At 64.5% G+C, this 21379-nt stretch carries 21 protein-coding genes and 1 pseudogene; 10 read left to right on the forward strand and 12 right to left on the reverse strand.

Translation table 11 applies throughout. The features are described from left to right. Positions 1 to 89 precede the first annotated feature (89 nt). The 5 genes from ACNJYD_RS25820 to ACNJYD_RS25840 form a co-directional block, all read right to left on the reverse strand. Entirely contained in the window at positions 90 to 359 is a 270-nt protein-coding gene (locus tag ACNJYD_RS25820) for a hypothetical protein (RefSeq protein WP_172784242.1), read from the reverse strand. A gap of 100 nt (positions 360 to 459) precedes the next feature. Further along, positions 460 to 1860 (reverse strand): hypothetical protein, encoded by a 1401-nt coding sequence (locus ACNJYD_RS25825; RefSeq protein WP_212256917.1) that lies wholly within the window; start codon positions 1858 to 1860, stop codon positions 460 to 462. A 160-nt stretch (positions 1861 to 2020) separates the two neighbouring features. Continuing rightward, positions 2021 to 3397: a sensor histidine kinase gene (locus tag ACNJYD_RS25830; RefSeq protein ID WP_212256918.1), complete on the reverse strand. Its 1377-nt coding sequence runs from the start codon at positions 3395 to 3397 to the stop codon at positions 2021 to 2023. Positions 3398 to 3505: 108 nt separating this feature from the next. After that, positions 3506 to 4180, reverse strand: a complete 675-nt coding sequence (locus ACNJYD_RS25835; RefSeq protein WP_036035233.1) for a response regulator transcription factor — start codon at positions 4178 to 4180, stop codon at positions 3506 to 3508. Between the two features lie 241 nt (positions 4181 to 4421). Beyond that, on the reverse strand, positions 4422 to 4577 hold the full coding sequence (locus ACNJYD_RS25840; RefSeq protein WP_162832009.1) for a hypothetical protein: 156 nt from the start codon (positions 4575 to 4577) through the stop codon (positions 4422 to 4424). A gap of 230 nt (positions 4578 to 4807) precedes the next feature. On the opposite strand from ACNJYD_RS25840, the gene ACNJYD_RS25845 reads away from it, so the two are divergent. From ACNJYD_RS25845 to ACNJYD_RS25860, 4 genes are all read left to right on the forward strand, one after another. Next, positions 4808 to 5800: a Ku protein gene (locus tag ACNJYD_RS25845; protein ID WP_439363708.1), complete on the forward strand. Its 993-nt coding sequence runs from the start codon at positions 4808 to 4810 to the stop codon at positions 5798 to 5800. Positions 5801 to 5859: 59 nt separating this feature from the next. Next, positions 5860 to 6096, forward strand: a complete 237-nt coding sequence (locus ACNJYD_RS25850) for a hypothetical protein (RefSeq protein WP_172784238.1) — start codon at positions 5860 to 5862, stop codon at positions 6094 to 6096. Between the two features lie 271 nt (positions 6097 to 6367). Beyond that, positions 6368 to 6532, forward strand: coding sequence for a Flp family type IVb pilin (locus ACNJYD_RS25855; protein WP_172784237.1), 165 nt, complete (start codon positions 6368 to 6370; stop codon positions 6530 to 6532). 228 nt (positions 6533 to 6760) lie between these two features. After that, positions 6761 to 7177, forward strand: a complete 417-nt coding sequence (locus ACNJYD_RS25860) for a hypothetical protein (RefSeq protein ID WP_439363709.1) — start codon at positions 6761 to 6763, stop codon at positions 7175 to 7177. 255 nt (positions 7178 to 7432) lie between these two features. On the opposite strand, the gene ACNJYD_RS25865 is transcribed toward ACNJYD_RS25860, so the two are convergent. The 7 genes and pseudogenes from ACNJYD_RS25865 to ACNJYD_RS25895 form a co-directional block, all read right to left on the reverse strand. Next, positions 7433 to 7738, reverse strand: a complete 306-nt coding sequence (locus ACNJYD_RS25865; protein WP_172784235.1) for a putative quinol monooxygenase — start codon at positions 7736 to 7738, stop codon at positions 7433 to 7435. Positions 7739 to 7816: 78 nt separating this feature from the next. After that, the gene (locus ACNJYD_RS25870) at positions 7817 to 8506 is read right to left on the reverse strand and encodes a type 1 glutamine amidotransferase domain-containing protein (protein WP_439363710.1); all 690 of its coding nucleotides are present in this window, start codon (positions 8504 to 8506) and stop codon (positions 7817 to 7819) included. 60 nt (positions 8507 to 8566) lie between these two features. Next, entirely contained in the window at positions 8567 to 9199 is a 633-nt protein-coding gene (locus tag ACNJYD_RS25875) for a hypothetical protein (RefSeq protein WP_439363711.1), read from the reverse strand. A gap of 8 nt (positions 9200 to 9207) precedes the next feature. Beyond that, positions 9208 to 11463 (reverse strand): xanthine dehydrogenase family protein molybdopterin-binding subunit, encoded by a 2256-nt coding sequence (locus tag ACNJYD_RS25880; protein ID WP_439363712.1) that lies wholly within the window; start codon positions 11461 to 11463, stop codon positions 9208 to 9210. 1 nt (position 11464) lies between these two features. Further along, the gene (locus tag ACNJYD_RS25885; protein ID WP_439363713.1) at positions 11465 to 11929 is read right to left on the reverse strand and encodes a (2Fe-2S)-binding protein; all 465 of its coding nucleotides are present in this window, start codon (positions 11927 to 11929) and stop codon (positions 11465 to 11467) included. An 81-nt stretch (positions 11930 to 12010) separates the two neighbouring features. Then, entirely contained in the window at positions 12011 to 12163 is a 153-nt protein-coding gene (locus ACNJYD_RS25890; RefSeq protein ID WP_439367516.1) for a helix-turn-helix domain-containing protein, read from the reverse strand. Next, positions 12140 to 12945, reverse strand: a pseudogene (locus ACNJYD_RS25895) (helix-turn-helix domain-containing protein); the annotation flags it as partial. The gene ACNJYD_RS25890 and the pseudogene ACNJYD_RS25895, both read right to left, overlap by 24 nt. A 335-nt stretch (positions 12946 to 13280) precedes the next feature. On the opposite strand from ACNJYD_RS25895, the gene ACNJYD_RS25900 reads away from it, so the two are divergent. The 6 genes from ACNJYD_RS25900 (at position 13281) to ACNJYD_RS25925 (ending at position 21334) form a co-directional block, all read left to right on the forward strand. Continuing rightward, entirely contained in the window at positions 13281 to 14036 is a 756-nt protein-coding gene (locus tag ACNJYD_RS25900; protein ID WP_439363714.1) for an alpha/beta fold hydrolase, read from the forward strand. 55 nt (positions 14037 to 14091) lie between these two features. Further along, positions 14092 to 15105: an aldo/keto reductase gene (locus tag ACNJYD_RS25905; protein WP_439363715.1), complete on the forward strand. Its 1014-nt coding sequence runs from the start codon at positions 14092 to 14094 to the stop codon at positions 15103 to 15105. 94 nt (positions 15106 to 15199) lie between these two features. Then, positions 15200 to 16033, forward strand: coding sequence for a VOC family protein (locus ACNJYD_RS25910; RefSeq protein WP_439363716.1), 834 nt, complete (start codon positions 15200 to 15202; stop codon positions 16031 to 16033). A gap of 73 nt (positions 16034 to 16106) precedes the next feature. Further along, positions 16107 to 16529, forward strand: coding sequence for a putative quinol monooxygenase (locus ACNJYD_RS25915; RefSeq protein ID WP_172784227.1), 423 nt, complete (start codon positions 16107 to 16109; stop codon positions 16527 to 16529). 292 nt (positions 16530 to 16821) lie between these two features. Beyond that, positions 16822 to 19593 (forward strand): winged helix-turn-helix domain-containing protein, encoded by a 2772-nt coding sequence (locus ACNJYD_RS25920; RefSeq protein ID WP_439363717.1) that lies wholly within the window; start codon positions 16822 to 16824, stop codon positions 19591 to 19593. 106 nt (positions 19594 to 19699) lie between these two features. Next, complete coding sequence (locus tag ACNJYD_RS25925; RefSeq protein ID WP_260382933.1) at positions 19700 to 21334, forward strand: thiamine pyrophosphate-requiring protein; 1635 nt, start codon at positions 19700 to 19702, stop codon at positions 21332 to 21334. Positions 21335 to 21379: the final 45 nt, after the last annotated feature.

Genomic DNA, 21379 nt, shown 5'->3' on the forward strand with positions numbered 1-21379 from the left:
TTTACACCACGGCCGGAGGATGCGGCAATTGACAATTGTCAATTCGGCGCGACCGGCATGTCGTCCCGAAAGGGTGAAAATCCAACGGCTTAGCCGATCTCGAAGTCGACACTTTGGGCGGCGTGCTCGCCGTGCCCGTCGAAGGCCTTCAGGAAGTATGTTCCCGGCTTGATCGCATCGGGCAATCTGATGCGCAGCGCTCCGACCGGAACCCTTGATGCAACCCTCGTGATGGTCTCAGGCAGCTGCCGATCGCTGGCCTTCTCGACCAGCACCACCTTGGCCCCAACCATCAGCCTTTGATACTTGGCCACGATGACGCGGTTCTCAATTTCGATCGAGCTGATAACGGGTTTCATGCGCCCACAGATAGAAATTCCCCGGACTTGCGGCGGGAGCGTAGGGCGCGCCACATGTGTCGTCAACCTCAAATTGTGATCAAAAAAAGATGCGCGCTGATCAACCCGCGCGCGACGATTTGCGCTCGCCCGTGAGTGCGTTTTCCGCGGCCCGGCTCATCAACGAGGCATAGTCGTCGCCGAACAGCACCTGGCAGAAGCGGATCGCGGCCTGCACCTGCTGCTGCCGATAGGTGCGGACCTTGTGATCGGCGGCGCGCAGCGACTGCACCAACTGCTCGGTCGAGCGTTCCACATATTGCTGGAGATCGGAATAGGTGCGCAGCGTCACCTCGTTGATCGCAAGCTCGCTCGCATAGTTGCGGCAAGTCGCGACGAAATCGATCAGCGCCACCGTCTCCTCGACTTCGGTGCTGTCGATCCGCGCGCCCGGCGGAATGTCCTTTTCGGGACGCTGGCGCAGGATGCGGCGGACGCGGCCGGGCACGCTGTCGATCTCGGATTGCAGCGCATTGGAGATGTCGGCCCGGATCGAGGTCAATTGCTTGCCCCAGGCGGAATCGTTGCGCAGGTCGAGCTCGGTGCGGAGGCCGCGCACGCCGTCGTGCAGCGTCTTGAGATTGCCGGCGACATTGTCGAAATGGCCGCGCTTGATGTCCATGCGCAGGATCGCGGCAACGCAGGACAGATCATGCAAGGCCATCGTGACGGCGATACCGTAGGGCGTCGCCGCGACGCGGATCTCGTCGTCGGATGCCGCTATCTTGACCGCAAGGCGGATGATCTGCCAGGGCGCGGTCATGCGCTGCACGACGATCGACAAGGCGAAAGGCAGCATCTGCGGCGTCTGAAGCGCTGGAATGTTGAGCGCCGACGTCACCGAGGCGATCTGAGGATCCCCGAAGGCCCGCAAGGTGCGCGGCAATTTCTCGTTCAACGTTGCGATGGCGTCCCGGACCTGGAGCACCGCACCGATCGAATAGAGATCCTCGATCACGTTGGGCGGGCCGACCCGGGCAAGCGCCCGCGACTTGTCGCCGCCGCCCGGCCCCGTCAGCTCGAAGATGGCATCCGCCGCCACGGCCTGAAGCTTCTGCGCCAGGGCCTCGACCTGCCCTGCACTGTCCGCCGGCATGCGCGCCAGCGCCGCCTCGAACTCGTTCACCTTGGCCGATGCGCCGTCTCGGCCAAGCCACTGCCAGATCGGCTGCAGCGAGGAGCGGCGAATCTGCCCGGCCCTGACGGGAGTGCCCGCCTCGACCAGGAACGGCTCCAACACCTGGAACAACAGCCGCGACAGATCGTCCGTACGCGGCGGCAAAGCCTCCTCGGCCTCGCTCTTGCGGACGATCTTGCGCAGCTGCTCGAGCACGAGGGTGGCCACCGCCGTGTCCTGGCCGCGCTCCAGCGCACGCTCGAACTCCCGCATCAGCAGCGCCTGCGACTGCGGCGGGAGCTGCGCGAGATATTCCCTCAGCCGCTCGATCGATGTCTGGCTCATGCGCCCGGGTAATGCACGGTAAAATGGCGGACATGGGATGGGTCCGGCACGATCATAGGAGGTCCCCACTTAAGAAGCCGTTTAGGAAGCCGCCTCGAATGCCCCCGCTTTTCCCTGGAGGAGCGTCGGCCATGCCGGAAACTGTCGTCGAAACAAGGGATTATAGGCCGGGAAGAACCAGCTCGGCGCGCAGGCCCCCAGTCGGCGCGCTGCCGAGCGAAAGGCTGCCGCCATAGAGGGCGGCGAGGTCGGTCACGATTGACAGTCCCAGCCCCGACCCCGGCTTGGATTCGTCGAGGCGCTGCCCGCGCCGGGCGACCTGGGCGCGCTCCGCTTCCGACAGGCCGCGGCCGTCGTCATCGACGATGACCCGCAAACGCGGGCCGGCGCCGGCCTTGGGGGGCGGCTCGACGAGGACCTCGATGAAGACGCGCGAGGCCGCCCATTTGCAGGCGTTGTCGACGAGATTGCCGACCATCTCCTCCAGATCCTGCCGCTCCCCCCGAAACCTGGCGGACGGATCGGCCTTGGCTTCGACCACGATCCCGCGGTCGCGATGGATCTTCTCCATGGTCCGCCGCAGCGCCTCGATGGCGGGCGCCACCTCCGTCACGGTCGCAACCACCGAGACCCGTGCCGCGATGCGGGCGCGCTCCAGATGATGGGCGACCTGGTCGCGCATCACATCCGCCTGCTCCATCACCTTCTCCGCGAATGGATCGGCCGCATGCGCGCTGGCTTCGTTGACGATCACCGAGAGCGGCGTCTTGATCGCATGAGCGAGATTGCCGACATGGGTGCGCGCGCGCTCGACGATCTCGCGATTGGCGTCGATCAGCGCGTTGGTCTCGCGCGCGAGCGGCGCGATCTCGACCGGGAATTCACCCTCGAGCCGTTCCGCCCGCCCGGAGCGGATGTCGGCGATCGATTCCGAGATGCGCTTGAGCGGCGCGAGGCCGAAGCGGACCTGGAACACGGTCGTCAGCAGCAGCACGATGCCGAGCGCGGTGAAGGTGCCGCCGAGGTAGTAGTCGAAGCTGCGCGTCTCGTCGAAGATCTCGGTGTCGTCCCCGGCGACGCTGACCAGAAATTTGCCGTCGGCGCCGAGATCGACCGGCCGTTCCACCATGCGCAGATTTTGCCCTTCCGGCCCGTCGACGTAAGCGAGGCGGATGCCGGCAGCGGTGAGCTCGGCGCCCTGCTCTTCCAGCTTCGGCAGCTTCTTGTCCCAGAGCGAGCGCGAGGAGCGCACTTCCGGCTTTTCGGTGTCGGTGCGGGTGATCTGCCAGTACCAGCCGGACAGCGGCAGCTCGAACAGCGGCTCGCCGAGCGACTGGAACTGGCGGTCCGGCGGCTCGTCGGGGGTGGCGACCTCGGCGATGAGGGTGCGCAGATAGAGATTGAGCCGGCGGTCGAAGGCGCGCTCGGTGGCGTTCTTGTAGACCGACGACAGCACGATTCCTGTGATGGCCAGGATCACCACGAGCCAGGCGGTCGCCGACAGGAACAGTCGGTTCGCAAGCGAGCTAGCGGCCATCGGAATGATCCCGGTCGGCGCAGGATGGCAGGTGGTTGGACGTCATGACCGGACCAAGGGCCCTGTTCGGCCTCCCGTCAAGCCAAGATACTTAAAGGCCGGAACGCCTCAAGCGCCCGGCGCCGGCGGCGGGGTCAGGAGATAACCGAGGCCGCGGACGGTCTGGATGATGTCGACGTCGAGCTTCTTGCGGATGCGGCCGACGAAGACTTCGATGGTGTTGGAGTCGCGGTCGAAATCCTGGTCGTAGAGATGCTCGACGAGCTCGGTGCGCGAGACCACCCGCCCGGAATGATGCATCAGGTAGGCCAGAAGCCGATATTCGTGCGAGGTCATCTTGACGGGATTGCCCGACACGCTGACCCGGCCGGTCCGGGTGTCGAGCGTAACCGGGCCGCAGGTCAATTCGCTCTGGGCATGGCCGGTGGAGCGGCGCAGCAGGGCGCGGATGCGCGCCAGCACCTCCTCCAGATGGAACGGTTTTGCCACGTAATCGTCGGCGCCGGCATCGAAGCCCTGCACCTTGTCGCTCCAGCGGTCGCGTGCGGTGAGGATCAGGACCGGCATGGTGCGGCCGTTGCGGCGCCAGGCCTCCAGCACCGAGATGCCGTCCTTCTTGGGCAGGCCGATATCGAGCACCACGGCGTCATACGGCTCGTTGTCGCCCAGATAGTGCCCCTCCTCCCCGTCGAAGGCCCGATCGACGACATAGCCGGCGTCGGTCAGCGCCTTGGTGAGCTGGCGATTGAGATCGGGGTCGTCCTCAACAACGAGCAGGCGCACGCTTCTCTCCAAAAATGGGCTGCCAGAACAGGCGAGTTGAACACCGCCAGAGATGAGCAATTCCGGCGTGAACCGAATATGAACGCGGGGAACCGGCCGACGTTACTTTTTGGTCATATACGACCTGCCGCGCGTAAATGCGACTGCGCCCACCATGCCGCCGGAGGAGCCGGCGGCATGGTGGGCGCAAGGTGCCGCATCGCGCGGCGAACCGGAAGGTGCCGGCGTGCCTTGCCGGCCGTCAGGTCCGGAAGAACACGAACCAGACGACGGCGAGGATCAGGATCGCAAGCCCGGTCGAGATGGCGAGCAGCGCCGCCACCGAAGGCCCAGGCTCGCCCTGGCGCGCCTCGGTCGGAGTTTCGACGATCCGGTTCTGCTCTCGCGTGGTTGCCATGGTGACCTCAATCTGTGGCTGTCGCGTCGGATGGCCGCGACCTCCTCGCGGCGATGAACTGCCGGGGCAACGCGTCATCTCGGGCGATGTTCCGGGCCATGGGCCCGCCAGACGACGCGGTGCAGGCGACGATTAACGCCGTTGCAAGATTCCGCGTCGGCGCTTGCTATGATTCGCAACTGGGCGATGGTATCTTCAGGGCTTGTCCTCTGTTGCGTCTGGAGTAGCCCATGGCCCCCCGCGCCAATTGGAAGGGTTTTCTGCGTCTGTCGCTCGTGACCTGCCCGGTCGCGCTCTATCCGGCCACTTCGGATACCGAGAAGGTCTCGTTCAACCAGATCAACCGCAAGACCGGCCACCGCATCAAGTACCTCAAGGTCGACGCCGAGACCGGCGACGAGGTGACTTCCGAGGACATCGTCAAGGGCTACAAGGTCGACACCGACACGTACATCGAGGTCAGCAAGGACGAGCTGGACGACATCGCGCTCGACTCCACCCACACGATCGAGATCGACGAGTTCGTGCCCAAGGCCGACATCGACAACCGCTATCTGATCCGCCCCTACTACCTCGTGCCGGACGGCAAGGTCGGCCACGACGCCTATGCCGTGATCCGTGAGACCATCCGCAGCATGGACAAGGTCGCGATCGGCCGCGTGGTGCTGACCAACCGCGAGCACATCATCGCGCTGGAGCCGCTCGAGAACGGGCTGATGGGCACGCTGCTGCGCTACCCCTACGAGGTCCGCAGCGAGAAGGAATATTTCGACGACATCCAGGACGTGAAGCTGACGCGGGACATGCTCGACCTTGCCAAGCACATCGTCGAGAAGAAGTCCGGCGCGTTCGAGCCCGAGCTGTTCGAGGATCATTACGAGACCGCTCTGATCGATCTCATCAACAAGAAGCGCAGCGGCATGCCGATCACCGCCAAGGCCGCACCGAAGACCGGCGGCAACGTCATCAGCCTGATGGACGCGCTGAAGAAGAGCATCGCGAGCGAGAAGGAGGCTGCTCCCGCGGCGAAGGTCGCCAGGGACACGGCCAAGGAAAGCGCCAAGGCCAAGAAGCCGAAGAAGCGCGTCGAGGGCCAGCGCGAGATGCTTCTGCCGATCGCTGGCAAGGGCGGCAAGGACGCCGCGGCCAAGGCTGCGACCAACCCGAAGAAGGCCGCCGACAAGCCGGTGCGCGCCCCCGCGCGGGCAAAGAAGGCCGGCTAACAGCATCACACCCCGCGATCGCGCCGTGATGTCTCTCCTCGCCGATCGGCCGGTCTGACATGCCCTGGTCGACGGCGTTCGACGATCCCGTTCGCGTGAGCAACAAGCGCAAGCTGCTCACGCTTCAAGAGGCCGCCGACTACATCATGCAGCTGCCCGAGGACGCCCAGCACGAGGCGCATTGGCAGACCGCGATCGAGACCTTGATCAATGCGGCCGAGACCGGCGGCGGCTGGGTGATGTTCGCGCGCATCGCGATGTTGCGGGCGCTGAATGCGGACGGCCGGCGCGGATGAGCGCGATCGAGATGTCCTTGCCTGTTCGTTGACGAACAGGCTCAACAATCGGTTAAGGGCCACAGCACGGAGGGCAATGCCCGCGCGGGGCGGCCGATTTGACTTCATTTGGACGGAACTACGGAACCTTAATTTAATGAATGCCGTCGTAGGAGATAAGGTGCGATCGCCCTCGCTCGATTCATTTGGCGCGCACGAAGACTTATTCGATCGATTTGCAAGTCCGATAACGACGCGACCTTCCATCGGATCGGATGAACAGGAGTTGGCTATGCGTCTGGTTAGGTCCTTTCTTGCCGATGAGAATGCCGCGACCGCAATCGAGTACGGTCTGATCGCCGCAGGGATCGCTCTGGCAATCGTGACCATCGTCAACAGCACGGGCGCTGCGCTGCTCAACAACAAGTTCAACTCGGTCAGCACGGCGATGAAGTAACCGCCGGCCAACGGCCTGCGCAGCGGCTGGCCCGTGCCCGCCGGACTTGCGGGCCATGATCTGGGCCAACAGCATCTGTTCCTGGTTCACGACAACACCCCGGATTGCGCTTCGCTCCATCCAGACTACGGCGCTTTGACGGCCCTCTGAGTGCTGATATTCTTCGGCGGAGCGGGCTCGACGAGCCGTGCCGTCAATCGATCAACCAGCGCTGCCGAGAGGATGCGGATGAGAAACGTGACGCTCCTGGCTCTCGGCCTCATGTTTGTCGTCGCGTGGTCGCAGGACAGCGCGCGAGGCCAGACTTCGGCCGCGCCGCCGGTTTCGCTTGCTCCGCCCGATGCATCGCCGCCACGCCCGGGTGCCGCCAAGCCTGCGCGGGTGACGACGAACAGAGCTCCGCCGGCGGCGTCCAGCAGAGAGCCTTCCGTGATTGGCGGGCCTCAACCGATGCCGAATCCGGCCGCCGACTACGATGGCTTCAGCGTCGGCACCGTCGATGACGTTAACACGGCGAGCCGCGTGGCGCCACCTACGCGTTCACGCGCAGCAAGGGACGCCGGGTCCAATCCAGATGCAAATGGCCTCGATCAGGAAGATGAGGCGTTGAAGCGAAAGCTGATGATCTGCCAGAACTGCAAATAGCAGGGCAATCGCATATGACTTGTGGCGGCGGTCTGCGCGCACGCCTCGTCCTTCGAGACGGCGCTTGCGCGCCTCCTCAGGATGGGGCGAATCAGCATGAGTGCTCGTTGAACCTGCTGCCGCGCACTCCGCCCTCGTCCTGAGGAGCCCGCCTAAAGCGGGCGTCTCGAAGGATGGCAGCGGGGAAAAATTCCCAAAAGCGATAGCCCTACTGCAAATAGGGATGCGGCTACTTCGAAGGTTCGCCGACGCCGTTCACCTGTCTCCAACCTCGAGCGCTTCCAAGACCACGGCCGTCCGATCAGCCAGCTCGGGAATTTTGGCCAGGTAGGCCTGGTAATGCGGCGAGGCTCGGTGAGCTTCGACGGCCGCAACGTCGCGGTACAGCTCGTCGAGAACGTAGCGATCTTCGTTCGATATGTCGCGCCAGACATCCCAACGCAGGTTGCCGGGCTCAGCCCTGGAAGGCGGTGCCATGCCGACAAGCAATGCGCTGAGTTCAGCGGACTTGCCCGGGCGAGCAACCAGGATAGCGGTGATCTTGGATGGCGATTGCGTCATTCGATGGCTCCCCATGAGAGGGTAAGCGCGGCTTCAGATGCCGAGCCCATCCCTCTCGAATTCCACACTTGCGAATCTTCAAATCTTCGCGGCGCTGCTCCTATCCTTGAGGGCGGCCAGCAACTCTTTTCCCAGCGCTCCGGCCGACGCGGGGTTCTGCCCCGTGATGAGCCGGCCATCGACGACGACGTGAGGTTGCCAGTTGGCTACGGACGAGTACTCGGCACCCTCCGCCCTCAACGCATCCTCAAGCTCGTAAGGTACGTCATCGCGGGCGTAGTCGTACTCTTCCTTCTTCGAGAACGACGTGAGCTTCTTGCCGCGCACGAAAGGGACGCCATCGCCAAGGTCAACGCCAAGCAGCGCGCACGGTCCGTGACAGACAGCGGCGACGAGCTTGCCAGTGCTCCAGGCACGCACGATGGCACTCTGGACCGCAGCATTGCGCTGGATGTCCACCATGGGCCCAAGACCGCCGGGCACCAGGATGGCGTCGTAGTCCGCGGCGTCCACCTCGGACAATTTGCGACTGTGATTCAAGCGGCGAAAGGCTTTGCTCGCGAGAAACTCCTTCTGAGCGGCATCTTTCTCGTCGTACGCATCGTAAGGCGTCCACCCCCCGGCCGGGGACGCGAACTCCACTGCGACCCCAGCCTTGTCGAGCACCTCGAAAGGATGGGCGACCTCGGCGAAAAAGAAGCCGGTCTTGCGACTATGCGGACCGATCACGGCTGCGTTGGTGACAATGAAGAGGACATGCTGGGTCACGGTTTTCTCCTTTCGATGACGCTGTGTGTGTGATCGCGCTTCCGCGACGCGGAGAACGCATCAGTTCGGACAGGGCTGCCCGGCCGCCCCCCACAAGGCCATGTCCTTGACATGGTCCTCGAAGGTGCCCGGCGGCGTCGAGCGGCCGGCCCCAGGCGCCCAGCCGCGCGGGATGAAGCCACTCAGCGACGCATCGTGCCGCAAGTGCCCGACGAGACCGGCGGCGTCGCGACCGCCATTGCGCTTGGGATCCTTCAACTGCGCGCAGATCTCGGCACCGCTCTTGCCGAACCAGATGAAAGCCACCGGGGCCAGCTGCCAGTCGATGCCGGCGCGCGGCGGCGACGGCGCCGGCTCGTTCGCCTGGGTGGAGGTCATGTGACAGGTCGAGCACGGAATGGCTTCCGTGCCGATGCGGCTCTCGCCGCCGTGGATGTTCATGCCATGCGGGCGGGGCTTGGTTTCGCCGGCCGGCGTCCAGATCGGGATGGCCTTGGCGTCGACATGGCAATTGGCACACCGTGGATGTGTCACGACGGCCTCAATCCGCTTCCACGCCTCCAGCCCCTCGGCGCGGCTGACGCTGCCGGGCGGCAGCACGTCCCTGGCGGCCTCGTCCTTGGCTGCGACGATCCCGGTCAGGGCCGCGACGGCCGAAGCTGCCAGGACGAACGCGATCAGAGATCTCTGCATGGCGCGTCTCACACGAAATCGATGAACTTGTTGAACGGCATTTCGCGGATGCGCTTTCCGGTCGCCGCGAAGATCGCGTTGGCGAGCGCTGGCGCGGCGGGTGGCACCGGCGGCTCTCCGACGCCCCTCACCTTAGGGTCGTTCTCGAGCCCGCGAACTTCGATGACCGGGCATTGGTAGATCCGCATCGCCTCATGGTGGTTATAGTTGGTCTGCTGCGCCGCGCCTTTTGAATAAGTGAGCTCGCAATTGATGGCGTGGCCCAGTCCCCAGACGACGCCACCCTGCACCTGGTTCTCGAAATTCACGGGATCGACGACCTTGCCGACGTCGACCGCGACCCAGACCTTGTCGATCCTGATGCCGCGGTCCGTCGCCGTCACCTCGACGACCTCGGCGACCGGTGTCCCGAACGACTCGACGAAAGCGACGCCGCGGCCACGACCGTTCCCGAGCGGTCCCTTCCAGTCCGACATCTGCGCGACGGTCTCCAGCACCTTGCGATAATGCGGCACGGTGCACATCGCGATGCGCGCCTTCATCGGATCTAGACCCGCCACATGGATCAATTCGTCGATGAAGCTCTCGGTGAAGAAACCGGATGTCGACGCGCCGACCGAGCGCCATGTGGTGCTTGGCGACAAGCCCTGCGCCTCGTAGCTGGTGGCCCGGAAATTGGGAATGTCGTAGTAGACGTTCCACAGGCCGGCGGCCAATTGCCCATCCGGATCCTTCGAGGGCGTGCCCGAACGCTCGAGCAGTCCCTTGAGCGGCGCCGTCGAGGCCAGCTGCAGGTCGGCAGCGAGAATCTTGCCCTTGTCGATGCTGCCGCGGTGCCGGGCGATCGCGATCTGCCGCGGAATGTCCTGGAGGAAATCCTCTTCGCGCGAGAACACGAGCTTGATCGGCGTGCCCTTCATCTGATTGGCGATCTCGGCGAGAACGCGGACGTTCTCGTACTCGAGACGGTGGCCAAAGCTTCCGCCGGTCCACTGATTGTGGAAGGTGATCTGTTCCGGCTTGAGGCCGATCGCAGTCGCCGCGACCCATTGCACGAAGCGTGGGCTCTGATGGCCGACCCAGATCTCCATGCCCTTGTCGGTGACGAGGCCGATCCCGTTGAGCGGCTCGAGCGGCTGATGCGCCACATAGGGCGCGCGATATTCGGCTTCGACGAGCCTGCCGGTCTTCAGGCCGGTGTCAATATCGCCGATCTTCCGCCACTCCTTGCCGAGAAACTCGGGCTTGAAGGAGGATTCCAGAACCTTCCAATGGTCGGCCTGCTCGGCGGGATAGGCCGAAGGCGCCCACTCGCAAGCGATGGCGTCGACCGCCCTCATCGCGTACCAGCTGTTCGTGGCGATCACCGCGACGCCGTTCTTGATTTCGAGGATCTTCCTGACCCCCGGCACCGACTGCGCCTTGCTGGCGTCGTACGATTTCAGCGGCTGCCCCTTATTGGGATTCAGCTTGACGGACGCGTACAGCATGCCGTCCGTTTTCAGGTCGATGCCGAACTTCAGCTCGCCCATCACCTTCGCGCGGACGTCGAGCCGCATCATCGGCTTGCCGAGCATGCGCCAGCTGGACGGATCGCGCGGCTGCGCATCGAGCACCGGCGGAATTTTCGATGCCTCCGCCGCGAGTGCGACATAGGCGATCTTGGTCCCGTTGGGCAGGATCACATGGCCTGATTGCGTGCGAAGGTCGGCCACCGCGACGCCCGAACGTCTGGCCGCGGCGGCCTTGAGCGTCTCGCGCGCGACCGCACCGGCGACGCGCAGCTTTTGATACGTGTCCGGAATCGAGCTCGATCCACCCGTCATTTGCAGGCCGGACTTGCGCAGCCATTCGAGCGTGGCCGCGCGCGCCTCCTCCGCAGCAGGGCTTTGGTCCGCGGCCACGAACGGCGCGAACTCGTCGGCGAAGCCCGTGTTGAAATAGGCGGGGCTTGGCTCAGCGAACCGGATTTCGAACTGGCCGGGGTCGAGATCCATCTCTTCGGCGATCATGATCGGCTGCACCGAGCCGACACCCTGGCCGATGTCGGCGTGTTGCGCGATCAGCGTGATCTTGTCGGGGCTGATCTCGACCCATGGATTGAAGGTCACCGAATTCGGGCCGAGGCCGGCGGCCAGCGGATTGCCCTCAGTGCTCGGCGCGGCCGCTTCGGCCCGACCATAGGTACCGAACGCGATGCCGCCGGCGACGGCAGCGGAGCCGAAAACGAAAGCCCGACGCGAAAAGGCCTGCATCTGGCCCATCTCACTTCTCCGCCATCTTGTTGGCCGCAGCCGCATGGATCGCCGCACGAATCCGCGGATAGGTGCCGCAGCGGCAGAGATTGCCGGACATCACCTGATTGATCTGCTCGTCCGTCGGTTTGGGGATCGATGCAAGAAGCGAGATGGCCTGCATGATCTGGCCGGTCTGGCAGTAGCCGCATTGCGGCACCTGGTGCGCGATCCAGGCCTGCAAGACGGGGTTCTGCTCCTTGTTGTGCAGTCCTTCGAGCGTGACGACCGATTTGCCCGCGATCTCGCCGATATGGGACTGGCAGGACCGCACCGCCCTGCCGTCGATGTGAACGGTGCAGGCACCGCATTGCGCGACCCCGCAGCCGTATTTGGCACTGGTGATGCCGAGCTCGTCACGCAGCACCCACAACAGGGGCATCTCGGGAACGACGTCGACCTGGCGCTTGATCCCGTTCACCGTGAGCTCGATCATATCGATGTGTCCTTCGCCTGCCTGGTCGCCGCAACAGCACTGCCCGATGCACGTTGAGCCGTATTCCCGAATCCTGCTGGATCATGCGCAATCCCTGCGAAATGGCTTTTCGACGTAATCGGGTTTCACCTCGGCCTGGCCGCAGCACAATTCGCGATACTGCCCCGGCGTGATATTTGCGGCCTTGCGGAATACTCGCGTGAAATTGGCCTGCGAGCCGAAACCGAACTCCAGGGCAATCTCGACAGGGACAGGCGGTCACGGGCGAGCTCCTGTCGCGCGGCGTGGACGCGGCGATCGGTGACGTAACGGTGCGGTGACAGTCCGGTCGCTTCGCGAAACAGCCGGGAGAAATGATAGGGGCTGAGGCAGGCCTGAGCCGCCAGATCCTCGAGCCTGACATCGTTGCCGAGAGAAGCCTCGATATAGTCCAGCACGCGCTGGAGGCGCCGCGGGTCGAGCGCCGGCGACTTGTCGGGCGCGCGCCAACGGTCGATCGTGTAATTGCCCAGAAGATGCGCCGCGAGGGCGACCTGGATCCCCTCGACGAACAGCGCGTCGGTCGGCTGGCGCGGTCGATGGAGCAGATCGCGAAGCGGCGAGCAGATGTGGAAGAGCACCTGGTCCGGCAGGCCGTGGGCGTAGGCGATCTCGACCTTCGCCGGATCGATGTCGAAATCCGCAAGTGCGCTGTGGTCGAGCAACGCCGGCGGCAGATAGAGATGAAGACATTCCATGCGGTCGGAAAGCTCGAGATGGCTCTCCTGCGTCCCTACAGGCACGAGATAACTCATCCCCGGACGTGCGAGGCTTTTCTGGACTTCGCCGTTGCCGGCGCGGCACACCATCCCGCCGCCCGACAGCAGCATGATGAGCTCGGTGCAGATGGGAACGGGCGTTGCCTGACGGCCCGCCTCGAACTTGCGATGCTCGATGCTCAGCCCCGGCCAATCATTGGCCTCCGCGAGCTTCTCGCTGTTCTTGTATTTCTCATCTCCATGCGTCACGAGCGCCATCACGACCTCCGCTTCATTGCGGCGAATCCCGGCCCCGTATCGCGCGAGCGATCATTCCATCCGGTGGTGAGTTGCAGCCCCGGTCACTGCCACGCCGATCGCGAATTACTCACAAGCCGCGCCAGCGAAGTCCAGAGGCGGCGCGGTTAAAAGAGGTAAAAGCCAGGCAAGGCAAAGGCTTGGAGCCGGGCGTGTTCGGCTTCGAAAGCTGATCTCGGCGCACCTCAGCAAGATGCGTACGTCATCGCGCAGGAATCGGAAATACCGCAATGCGGGCGTGCGCTAGTGAAAGGCGCATCAACGGCAATGTCGCCGTATCGAGATCGGAGCCTGTTATGAAGACGCTTATCTTTGCGCTTGCTGCAATGCCGATTGCAACGGCCTCCACCGCGGTCGCGGCCGAGAGGACCGTCTCCATCGTCCTCGTCCACGGCGCCTTCGTCGACGGATCGGGCTGGAAGGACACCTACGACATTCTCTCGAAAGCGGGCTATGAGGTGCTCGTCGTCCAGCAGCCGACGATCTCGCTTCGTGACGATGTCGCGGAGACCGAGCGCGTGATTGCCAGGGCGCGGCATCCGGTCATTCTCGTCGGGCATTCCTATGGTGGAATGGTCATCACGGAAGCCGGCGACAATCCGAAGGTTCGCAGCCTGGTCTATCTCGCGGCATATGCTCCCGATGTCGGGGAGTCGGTCGCCACGCTGTCGGAAGCACCCGTGCCGCCCGGCGAGCACAAGGGTCCCTTGGTCACCGAGGGCAATTATCTCTTCGTCGAGCGCGATAAATTCCCGACCTCCTTCGCCGCCGGTGTCGACCCGGCCACGACCCGCTTCATGGCTGCGGCGCAATTGCCGTTTGGATTGCAGGCGGTGCAGACCAAGGTCGAGCGCGTGGCCTGGAAGACGAAGCCGACCTATTACATGGTGACGATGGAGGATCACATTATCCCTCCGAGCTTGCTGCGCACCATGGCCAAGCGATCGGGCGCGAAGGTGACGGAGATCAAAAGCAGCCACGCAGTGATGCTGTCGCATCCGCGCGAGGTCGCGGCCTTCATCAGAAGCGCAGATACGTCCGCGACCGACTGAGATCGGCTGCGCCGCACACCGACGGACTTTCCTGCCGCAGACAAGGACTCGCAACATGGCCCTGAAGGATATTCTGCCGGGAAAACTGGGGTTCGGCGCAGCGCCGCTCGGCAACATGTTCCGCGACATCCCGGAGCAGGAAGCACTCGCGACGGTGAATGCGGCCTGGGACGACGGCATCCGCTATTTCGACACCGCGCCGTTCTACGGCGCGGGTCTTGCCGAGATCCGCATCGGCGCCGCGCTCGCCGGCCGGCCGCGCAGCGACTATGTCGTCAGCACCAAGGTCGGCCGCCTGATCCTGGACGAGATCGAGGATGTCGATGCCCGCGATCTCGGCGAGAAGGGTGGCGTCTTCAGACACGGACGCCCGAACCGGATCGTGAACGACTATTCCCGGGACGGAACGTTGCGCTCCATCGAGGACAGCCTGAAGCGGCTCGCGATCTCCCACATCGACGTCGCCTTCGTGCACGACGTTGCGCAGGATTTCTACGGTGACGAGTGGCTCTCGGTGTTCGAAAGCGCCCGCAAGGGCGCCTTTAGAGCGCTCGACCGGCTGCGCGACGAGGGCGTGATCAAGGCGTGGGGACTCGGTGTCAACCGGGTCGAGCCGATCGAGCTGCTGCTCGCGCTCGACGAGCCGCGCCCCGACGGCTTTCTGCTGGCGGGCCGATACACGCTGCTCGACCACGCAAGGGCGCTGCAGCGGGTGATGCCGGTGGTCGCGGAGCACGAGCTCGCGATCGTCGTCGGCGGACCCTACAGTTCCGGCGCACTCGTTGGCGGCCCGAACTTCGAATATGCGCCGGCGCCTCCCGAAATCCTCCAGAAGGTGGCGCGGATCAAAGCGATCGCAGACCGCTATGGCATCAGCATGAAGGCGGCCGGCCTGCAGTTCGCGCTCGCCCATCCGGTGGTCGCGGCCGTCATTCCCGGTGCGAGCCGCCCGGGCCGCATCGCCGAGGATCGCGCTGCGCTCGAGGAGGCCATCCCGGCGGACTTCTGGCGCGAGCTCCGCGCCGAGGGGCTGGTCAGCCCCGCAGCCCCGCTTCCCGTCGCCGATTGAAAGCCCGAGGGCGCGGCAGGTTTACCCCGGCCGAGCACCGCTCCGGCCGGCAGGACAACGCAGACCAATCCACCGAACGACCAAGGAGAGCGACATGACAGATGAAGCCGACAACGCCACCGCCATGGATCGCCGCGCCCTGCTCCAGACCGCCGGCGCAGCCGTCGTCACGGGCCTCGTCGCCGGCACGGCAATCGACGCACGGGCCGCGACACAGGACGCCGAGCGCGACGAGGCGCCGCTCGGCGCGCGGCTCCAGGGCGTCCAGCATTTCGGGCTGACGGTCCAGAACATGGAACGGGCCTACCAGTTCTACACGGAGGTGCTTGGCGGCACCGAGGTGTTCCGGCACGGCGACTTCCAGGGCGACGGGGTGCAGAACACGCTGCTGGCCGACCAGGAGATCGAGGCGAACGCACGCGGGGTCAATCCGCGAACCATCGGCGTGCCCGACTTGCGAAGCGGAGCACAGCGGCTCGATGTCCGCTTCATCCAGTTCGACAACATGGTGCTGGAGCTGCTGCAATATCGCGAGGCTGATCAGCCCATGGGCAGCGCGAAGAGCTTCGCCGAACCGGTGGAGCACATGAGCCCTGCTTTCCCGCGCATGATGCATATCTGCTTCTATGTTCGCGACGATGTCGACTTCAACAAGTTCATTGCCGATCTCGAAGCGGAATCGGCACGCCGCGGCATGACGCAGGTGAGAGCGAACCGCACGGTCCGCGTCATAACGGAAGCGGATCGCAAGGCCGCTCCCCGCAGCAGCAACACGAACCGGGTGACCGCCGAACCCTCGAACGGTTGGGAGCTGATCTACTGCAAGGGACCGGAGGGCGAGCAGCTCGAGTTCGTCAAGGCGCTCGGTCCCGTCAAGAAGCGCTTCAGCGAGGCCTTGGCAAAACGGCAACAGACCATCGTGCGCTAGACTCTCGTGCGGGGCGGCGGTCAGTGCCTTAGCAGGTCACCCGGCGATACAGTCACATCTCGAGGACTTCACCATGCAAACTCTCGTCCGCAACTCGCTTGCCGCCCTGCTGATCGCCGCCGCTACGGCGCCGGCGACGCTTCCGGCCGTGGCTCAGGAAACGCCGCGCGTGCACTATCAGGAGATCCCGGAGGGTGCATATTCCGTGGTGGCGCAGGTGCGCGCCAAGCCTGGAAAAGAAGACATGCTGCGCGCCGCCACCTTGCCGCTGATCGACCTGGTCCGCAGCGATCCCAAGAACCTGGTCTATTTCCTTCAGGAAGACCGCGCCAAGCCCGGCCACTTCATCTTTTACGAAGTGTTCGCCAGCCAGGCCGATTTCGACGCGCACAACGCGATGCCTTATGTGAAGGATTGGTTCGCCAAGCTTCCGGAACTTGCCGACGGCGGTGTCGAAATCATGCGCATGGCCATGCTTGGCAAGCCCAAGAAATAGCCGAACTGTCCCGCGCGAGCGCTTTGCCGCAATTGCCCTGCGGCAAATCGTACGAATTCGGAACCGCTCTCTTCAAAATTATTGCAGTGCATGATAATTACGGTCGATCGGTTCGATCGATTGGCAATGAGCAATGCGGGCTGCCACGGAGATACGACAACGGGGCACAGACCGGCGGGAGCTCACCTACTGCTTCGGCCCTTTTCGACTCGTTCCCCGCCGCCAGTTGCTTCTTCTCAAAGGGCGCCCCGTCAAGCTGGGTGGACGCGCATTCGAGCTTTTGCAGCTGCTGGTGCAACGCTGCGGCGAGCTGGTCAGCAAGAATGAGCTGATGGCGGCCGCCTGGCCGGGCACCTTCCTCCACGACAGCAATCTCAAGGTCAACATGTGGAGCTTGCGGCGTTCGCTGGGAGATACCCAGATCGAGCCCGTCTACATCGCGACCGTGGCACGCCGCGGATACAAGTTCATCGCGGAGGTGCAGATCAGCATCGGCGAGGTCGAGGACGATCTTGCGCTCGCCGAACCGCTCCCCTCGTCCAGTCCGCCAATGCTGCGCGGCATCGTCGGTCGTGAAGCGGAAATCGACGAAATCACGGGTCTGTTGACCGGCAACAGGCATGTGACTCTGGTTGGCGCAGGAGGAATCGGCAAGACGACGGTTGCCCTGGCTGTAGCCCAGGCATTTTCGCCACAGTGCCGCGACGGCGTGTGCTTCGTCGATCTCGCAACGATCTCCGACCCGACGCTGTTCGGCGCCGCTCTGGTGACGGCCCTCGGCATCAGGGGCAATCCGGACAACAGCCTGGCTGCGGCCATCGACTATCTGAGACCGCGGCAGATGCTGGTCATTCTGGACAATTGCGAGCACGTCCTGCCGGCCACGACGATCTTCGCCGGCAGGTTCATGGCGGACACATCGCCGTCCAGGCTGCTTGCGACGAGCCGAGAACCGCTCGGCACCGCCACCGAGCATGTCGTCCGGCTCGGCTCGCTGGTCTCACCAAGACCCGGCCACGCCCTGACCGCCGATCAAGCCGTCAGGTTTCCGGCAGTGCAGCTGTTCGTCAGCCGCGCCGCCGAATGGGCGGACTACCAATTCGTCGACGATGATTGCGAGGCCGTCGCCGCAATCTGCCACTCGCTCGACGGCCTCCCGCTGGCCATCGAATTGGCGGCAGCCCAAATCGGCAGGTTCAATCCTCGCCAATTGGTGGAGTTACTCGACCAGAATCTGGGTTTCCGTGCCCCCGCCGCCGATGGCGCGCCGCCGCGCCATGAAACGCTGATGGCGACGATCGACTGGAGCTTCAGGCTGTTGTCGCAGCGGGAAGCCAGACTGTTCGGCCTGCTCTCGGTGTTCAGTGATGCGTTCGAGGTTGAGGACGCGGTCTTCGTCGCCGAGGCGGCAGGACTCACGCCGGTCGACGTCGTCACCGGCCTTGGCAGTCTCGTTGCCAAGTCGCTCTTGAGCGCGCAGGCACATGGCGCGAGCCTTCGCTATCGCCTGCTCGACAGCACGTGCCGCTACGCGGGCGAGCGGCGCCGGGCCGATCCGGCCTGCGACCAGGCGCTGCGCCGTCATGCGCAACGTGTCCTCACGCTGTTCGAGCAGTCCGAGGAGGAGTGGAAATGGCGCGAGCCGGCCGATTGGACACAGCGTTACCTTGGCCGCATCGCCGATTTGCGCGCAGCTCTTTCATGGGCATTCGGCGAGCACGGCGATCCCGTGCTCGGGATCAGGCTCACGGTTGCGGCGATCACCTTGTGGTCGGAAACGTCGATCCTGTCGGAAGCGCAGGCGCGGTTGGCGGATGCGCTCGCATTGGCCAAGACCGTCCCGTGCGACGATCTGTCGAAGACAAAACTCGCCTGCGCCCTTGGATGGAGCCTATTCTACGCCCGCAAAATGTCGAACGAGAACGAGATTGCCTGGCTCGATGCCATCCTCTTTGCAAGGCGGGCCGGCAACATCGAATATCAGCAGCGGGCGCTGGTCGGCTTCGGCTTCTACCTGTTGCAGATTGGCGAGGTGCCGCGCGCCACGACTTATCTCGAGGAAGCAACGGAGCTTGCCGACCGCGACCGCGACCTCACGGCAACGTCCGAAGCCGATCGGGCACTCGCCTGGGCCCGCGCTTTTGCCGGCGAGTTGAGCAAGAGCCGCCCGGTTCTTGATCGCCTCGCAGCGACTTATTCGCTGGCAGAGAGCCGTTCGCGCAAGGATGCGAACGAAGTCTACCGGTTCATCACCGTCCGCTTCAACCTGCCTTTCGTGGCGTGGATGCAAGGACAAGCCGACTACGCGGCGAGGCTGGCCAAGGACGCCGTCGACGCCGCTGATCGCAGTGGCCATTGGGTGTCGCAGTCGAACGCACTCGGGCTCGCCGCACTTCCCGTCGCGCTCGAAACCGGCAATCTGGACGCGCTCGCAGGCTACACTGAGCGACTGCGCCGCAACCTTGAACGCGAGCGCATCTCACGCTGGGTTCCGGTCGAGCGCTATTTCTCCGCCTGCCTTCGCGACCTCAGGGGCGATCCACGCGCGGTGGAGGAAATTCGCGGTGCGATCGACGAGCTGATCGAATGCCGGTTCTTGATGCGGATCGGCAGCTATCTTGCGGTCCTCGCCCGCGTCTATCTGAAGCAGGGACAGATAGCCGAAGCGCGCCAGGCCATCACCCGGGCGATCGAGCATCAGGAACGCCAGGGCGAGCGCTGGTGCCGCGCGGAGCTCCAGCGGGTTGACGCCGCGATCCTTCTCCAGGCGGGCGAGCCGCTGCGCGCCGAAAAGCGGCTGCAGCAAGCACTGGCCGAAGCGCGCGCAATCGGCGCGATGACATTCCAGTTGCGGATCGCGACCGATCTCGCGGCACACTGGATCGCGACCGGCCGCAGATCCAAGGCTGTCCGGTTGCTCACGCCGATCTATGGCGAGTTCACCGAGGGCTTCGAGACGCCGGATCTGCTTGCGGCCACGCATCTGCTGCAGCGCGTGCGGCCCACCGCGCGCGGCTACGGCGACCATCACAGGATGGAGCCGGTGCACGCTCGCGACGCATAGCTGGCCTACCGCCACGCTCGCCGCGCGCGCTTTACGCTTCCGGAAATTCCTGATCCTCTCTTCGCAACAAGCCGGATCAACCGGCCTTGCCAGGGAGAGAGACGCCATGAAGCTCGGCACCGCCATTGCGGAAATCATGAGGCGCGAGGGCATCGAGATCCTCTGCGGCTATCCGGTCAACCATCTGATCGAGCACGCGGCCAAGGCCGAGATCCGGCCCGTGATGGTGCGGCAGGAGCGCGTCGGCATCCACATGGCGGACGCGATCTCGCGGGTGACGTCGGGGCGCAGCATCGGCGCCTTCTGCATGCAGCACGGGCCGGGCGCGGAGAATGCGATGGGCGGCGTCGCGCAATGCTTCGGCGAATCGGTCCCCGTGCTGGTGCTGCCGATGGGCTATCAGCGCAGGCTGGCGCATATCGAGCCGAACTTCAATTCCAGCGAGGCGATGAAGCCGTTCGCGAAATCGTCCGAGCCGATCGTCCTCGCGACCGAAGTCGCCAACATCTTCCGCCGCGCCTTCACCAAGCTGAAGAACGGCCGCGGCGGACCCGTGATCGTCGAGATCCCCTCGGACATGTGGAACGAGGAGGTGCCGGAGCCGCTGAACTACACGCCGGTGCTGCGCACCCGCTACGGCGCCGACCCCGTTCACGTCAAGGACGCCGCCGGCCTGCTGGTGAATGCAAAACGGCCGGTGATCTATGCCGGCCAGGGCGTGCATTATGCGCAGGCCTGGCCGCAGCTGAAACGGCTCGCCGAGCGGCTGGCGATCCCCGTCACCACGAGCTTAGGGGGCAAATCATCGTTTCCGGAGACGCATCCGCTGTCGCTCGGCTCCGGCGGCCTCGCAGTGCCGCGCGCGGTGCCGAAGTTTCTGGCCGAGGCCGACGTCATCTTCGGCATCGGCTGCTCCTTCACCGAGACCAATTTCGGCATCGCGATGCCGAAGGGCAAGACCATCATTCATTCGACGCTCGATCCCAATCATCTCAACAAGGATGTGGAAGCGAAGATCGGTCTGGTCGGCGATGCCGGCCTCGTGCTCGACGCGCTGCTGGAGGAGATCGGCAAGACCGTCACTGCGGATCGCGATGCATCGGCAATCGCGGCCGAGATCGCGGCCTCGCACAAGGAATGGTTGGCGAAATGGATGCCGAAGCTGACCAGCAATGACGCGCCGCTCAGCCCCTATCGCGTGCTGTGGGACTTGCAGCACACCGTGGATATCGAGAATACGATCATCACCCACGATGCCGGCAGTCCGCGCGACCAGCTCTCGCCGTTCTGGAAAGCAGTAAAGCCCCTCACCTATCTCGGCTGGGGCAAGACGACGCAGCTCGGCTATGGCCTCGGTCTTGCGATGGGCGCCAAGCTGGCAAGGCCCGACAAGCTCTGCATCAACGTCTGGGGCGATGCTGCGATCGGCTTCACCGGCATGGATTTCGAGACCGCGGTGCGCGAGCGCATCCCGATCATGTCGATCCTGCTCAACAATTTCTCGATGGCGATCGAGCTGAAGGTGATGCCGATCTCGACCGAAAAATATCGCTCGACCGACATCTCCGGCGACTACGCCGCGATGGCACGCGCCTTCGGCGGCCATGGCGAGCGGGTGACGCGGCCGGAGGACATCGTGCCCGCGATCAAGCGCGGCATCCAGAAGACGAGGGAGGGCGTCCCGGTGCTGCTGGAGTTCATCACAGCCAAGGAGACCGAGGTGTCGCGGCCGGGGACGTGAGGCGGGCCGGTGCGGGGCATGGCTGCGAGCGCTGGCTCCGGCCGC

Origin of the sequence: Bradyrhizobium sp. SPXBL-02 (assembly GCF_051853065.1) — a bacterium.
GTDB lineage: Bacteria > Pseudomonadota > Alphaproteobacteria > Rhizobiales > Xanthobacteraceae > Bradyrhizobium.

Excerpts from the sequence above, each read along its gene's own strand:
- ACNJYD_RS25820 (WP_172784242.1), bottom strand. The coding sequence starts at position 359 with ATGAAACCCGTTATCAGCTCGATCGAAATTGAGAACCGCGTCATCGTG.
- ACNJYD_RS25925 (WP_260382933.1), top strand. The coding sequence starts at position 19,700 with ATGAAGCTCGGCACCGCCATTGCGGAAATCATGAGGCGCGAGGGCATC.
- ACNJYD_RS25860 (WP_439363709.1), top strand. The coding sequence starts at position 6,761 with ATGAGAAACGTGACGCTCCTGGCTCTCGGCCTCATGTTTGTCGTCGCG.
- ACNJYD_RS25885 (WP_439363713.1), bottom strand. The coding sequence starts at position 11,929 with ATGATCGAGCTCACGGTGAACGGGATCAAGCGCCAGGTCGACGTCGTT.
- ACNJYD_RS25855 (WP_172784237.1), top strand. The coding sequence starts at position 6,368 with ATGCGTCTGGTTAGGTCCTTTCTTGCCGATGAGAATGCCGCGACCGCA.
- ACNJYD_RS25845 (WP_439363708.1), top strand. The coding sequence starts at position 4,808 with ATGGCCCCCCGCGCCAATTGGAAGGGTTTTCTGCGTCTGTCGCTCGTG.
- ACNJYD_RS25830 (WP_212256918.1), bottom strand. The coding sequence starts at position 3,397 with ATGGCCGCTAGCTCGCTTGCGAACCGACTGTTCCTGTCGGCGACCGCC.
- ACNJYD_RS25850 (WP_172784238.1), top strand. The coding sequence starts at position 5,860 with ATGCCCTGGTCGACGGCGTTCGACGATCCCGTTCGCGTGAGCAACAAG.
- ACNJYD_RS25825 (WP_212256917.1), bottom strand. The coding sequence starts at position 1,860 with ATGAGCCAGACATCGATCGAGCGGCTGAGGGAATATCTCGCGCAGCTC.
- ACNJYD_RS25905 (WP_439363715.1), top strand. The coding sequence starts at position 14,092 with ATGGCCCTGAAGGATATTCTGCCGGGAAAACTGGGGTTCGGCGCAGCG.
- ACNJYD_RS25915 (WP_172784227.1), top strand. The coding sequence starts at position 16,107 with ATGCAAACTCTCGTCCGCAACTCGCTTGCCGCCCTGCTGATCGCCGCC.
- ACNJYD_RS25880 (WP_439363712.1), bottom strand. The coding sequence starts at position 11,463 with ATGGGCCAGATGCAGGCCTTTTCGCGTCGGGCTTTCGTTTTCGGCTCC.
- ACNJYD_RS25875 (WP_439363711.1), bottom strand. The coding sequence starts at position 9,199 with ATGCAGAGATCTCTGATCGCGTTCGTCCTGGCAGCTTCGGCCGTCGCG.
- ACNJYD_RS25900 (WP_439363714.1), top strand. The coding sequence starts at position 13,281 with ATGAAGACGCTTATCTTTGCGCTTGCTGCAATGCCGATTGCAACGGCC.
- ACNJYD_RS25865 (WP_172784235.1), bottom strand. The coding sequence starts at position 7,738 with ATGACGCAATCGCCATCCAAGATCACCGCTATCCTGGTTGCTCGCCCG.
- ACNJYD_RS25840 (WP_162832009.1), bottom strand. The coding sequence starts at position 4,577 with ATGGCAACCACGCGAGAGCAGAACCGGATCGTCGAAACTCCGACCGAG.
- ACNJYD_RS25910 (WP_439363716.1), top strand. The coding sequence starts at position 15,200 with ATGACAGATGAAGCCGACAACGCCACCGCCATGGATCGCCGCGCCCTG.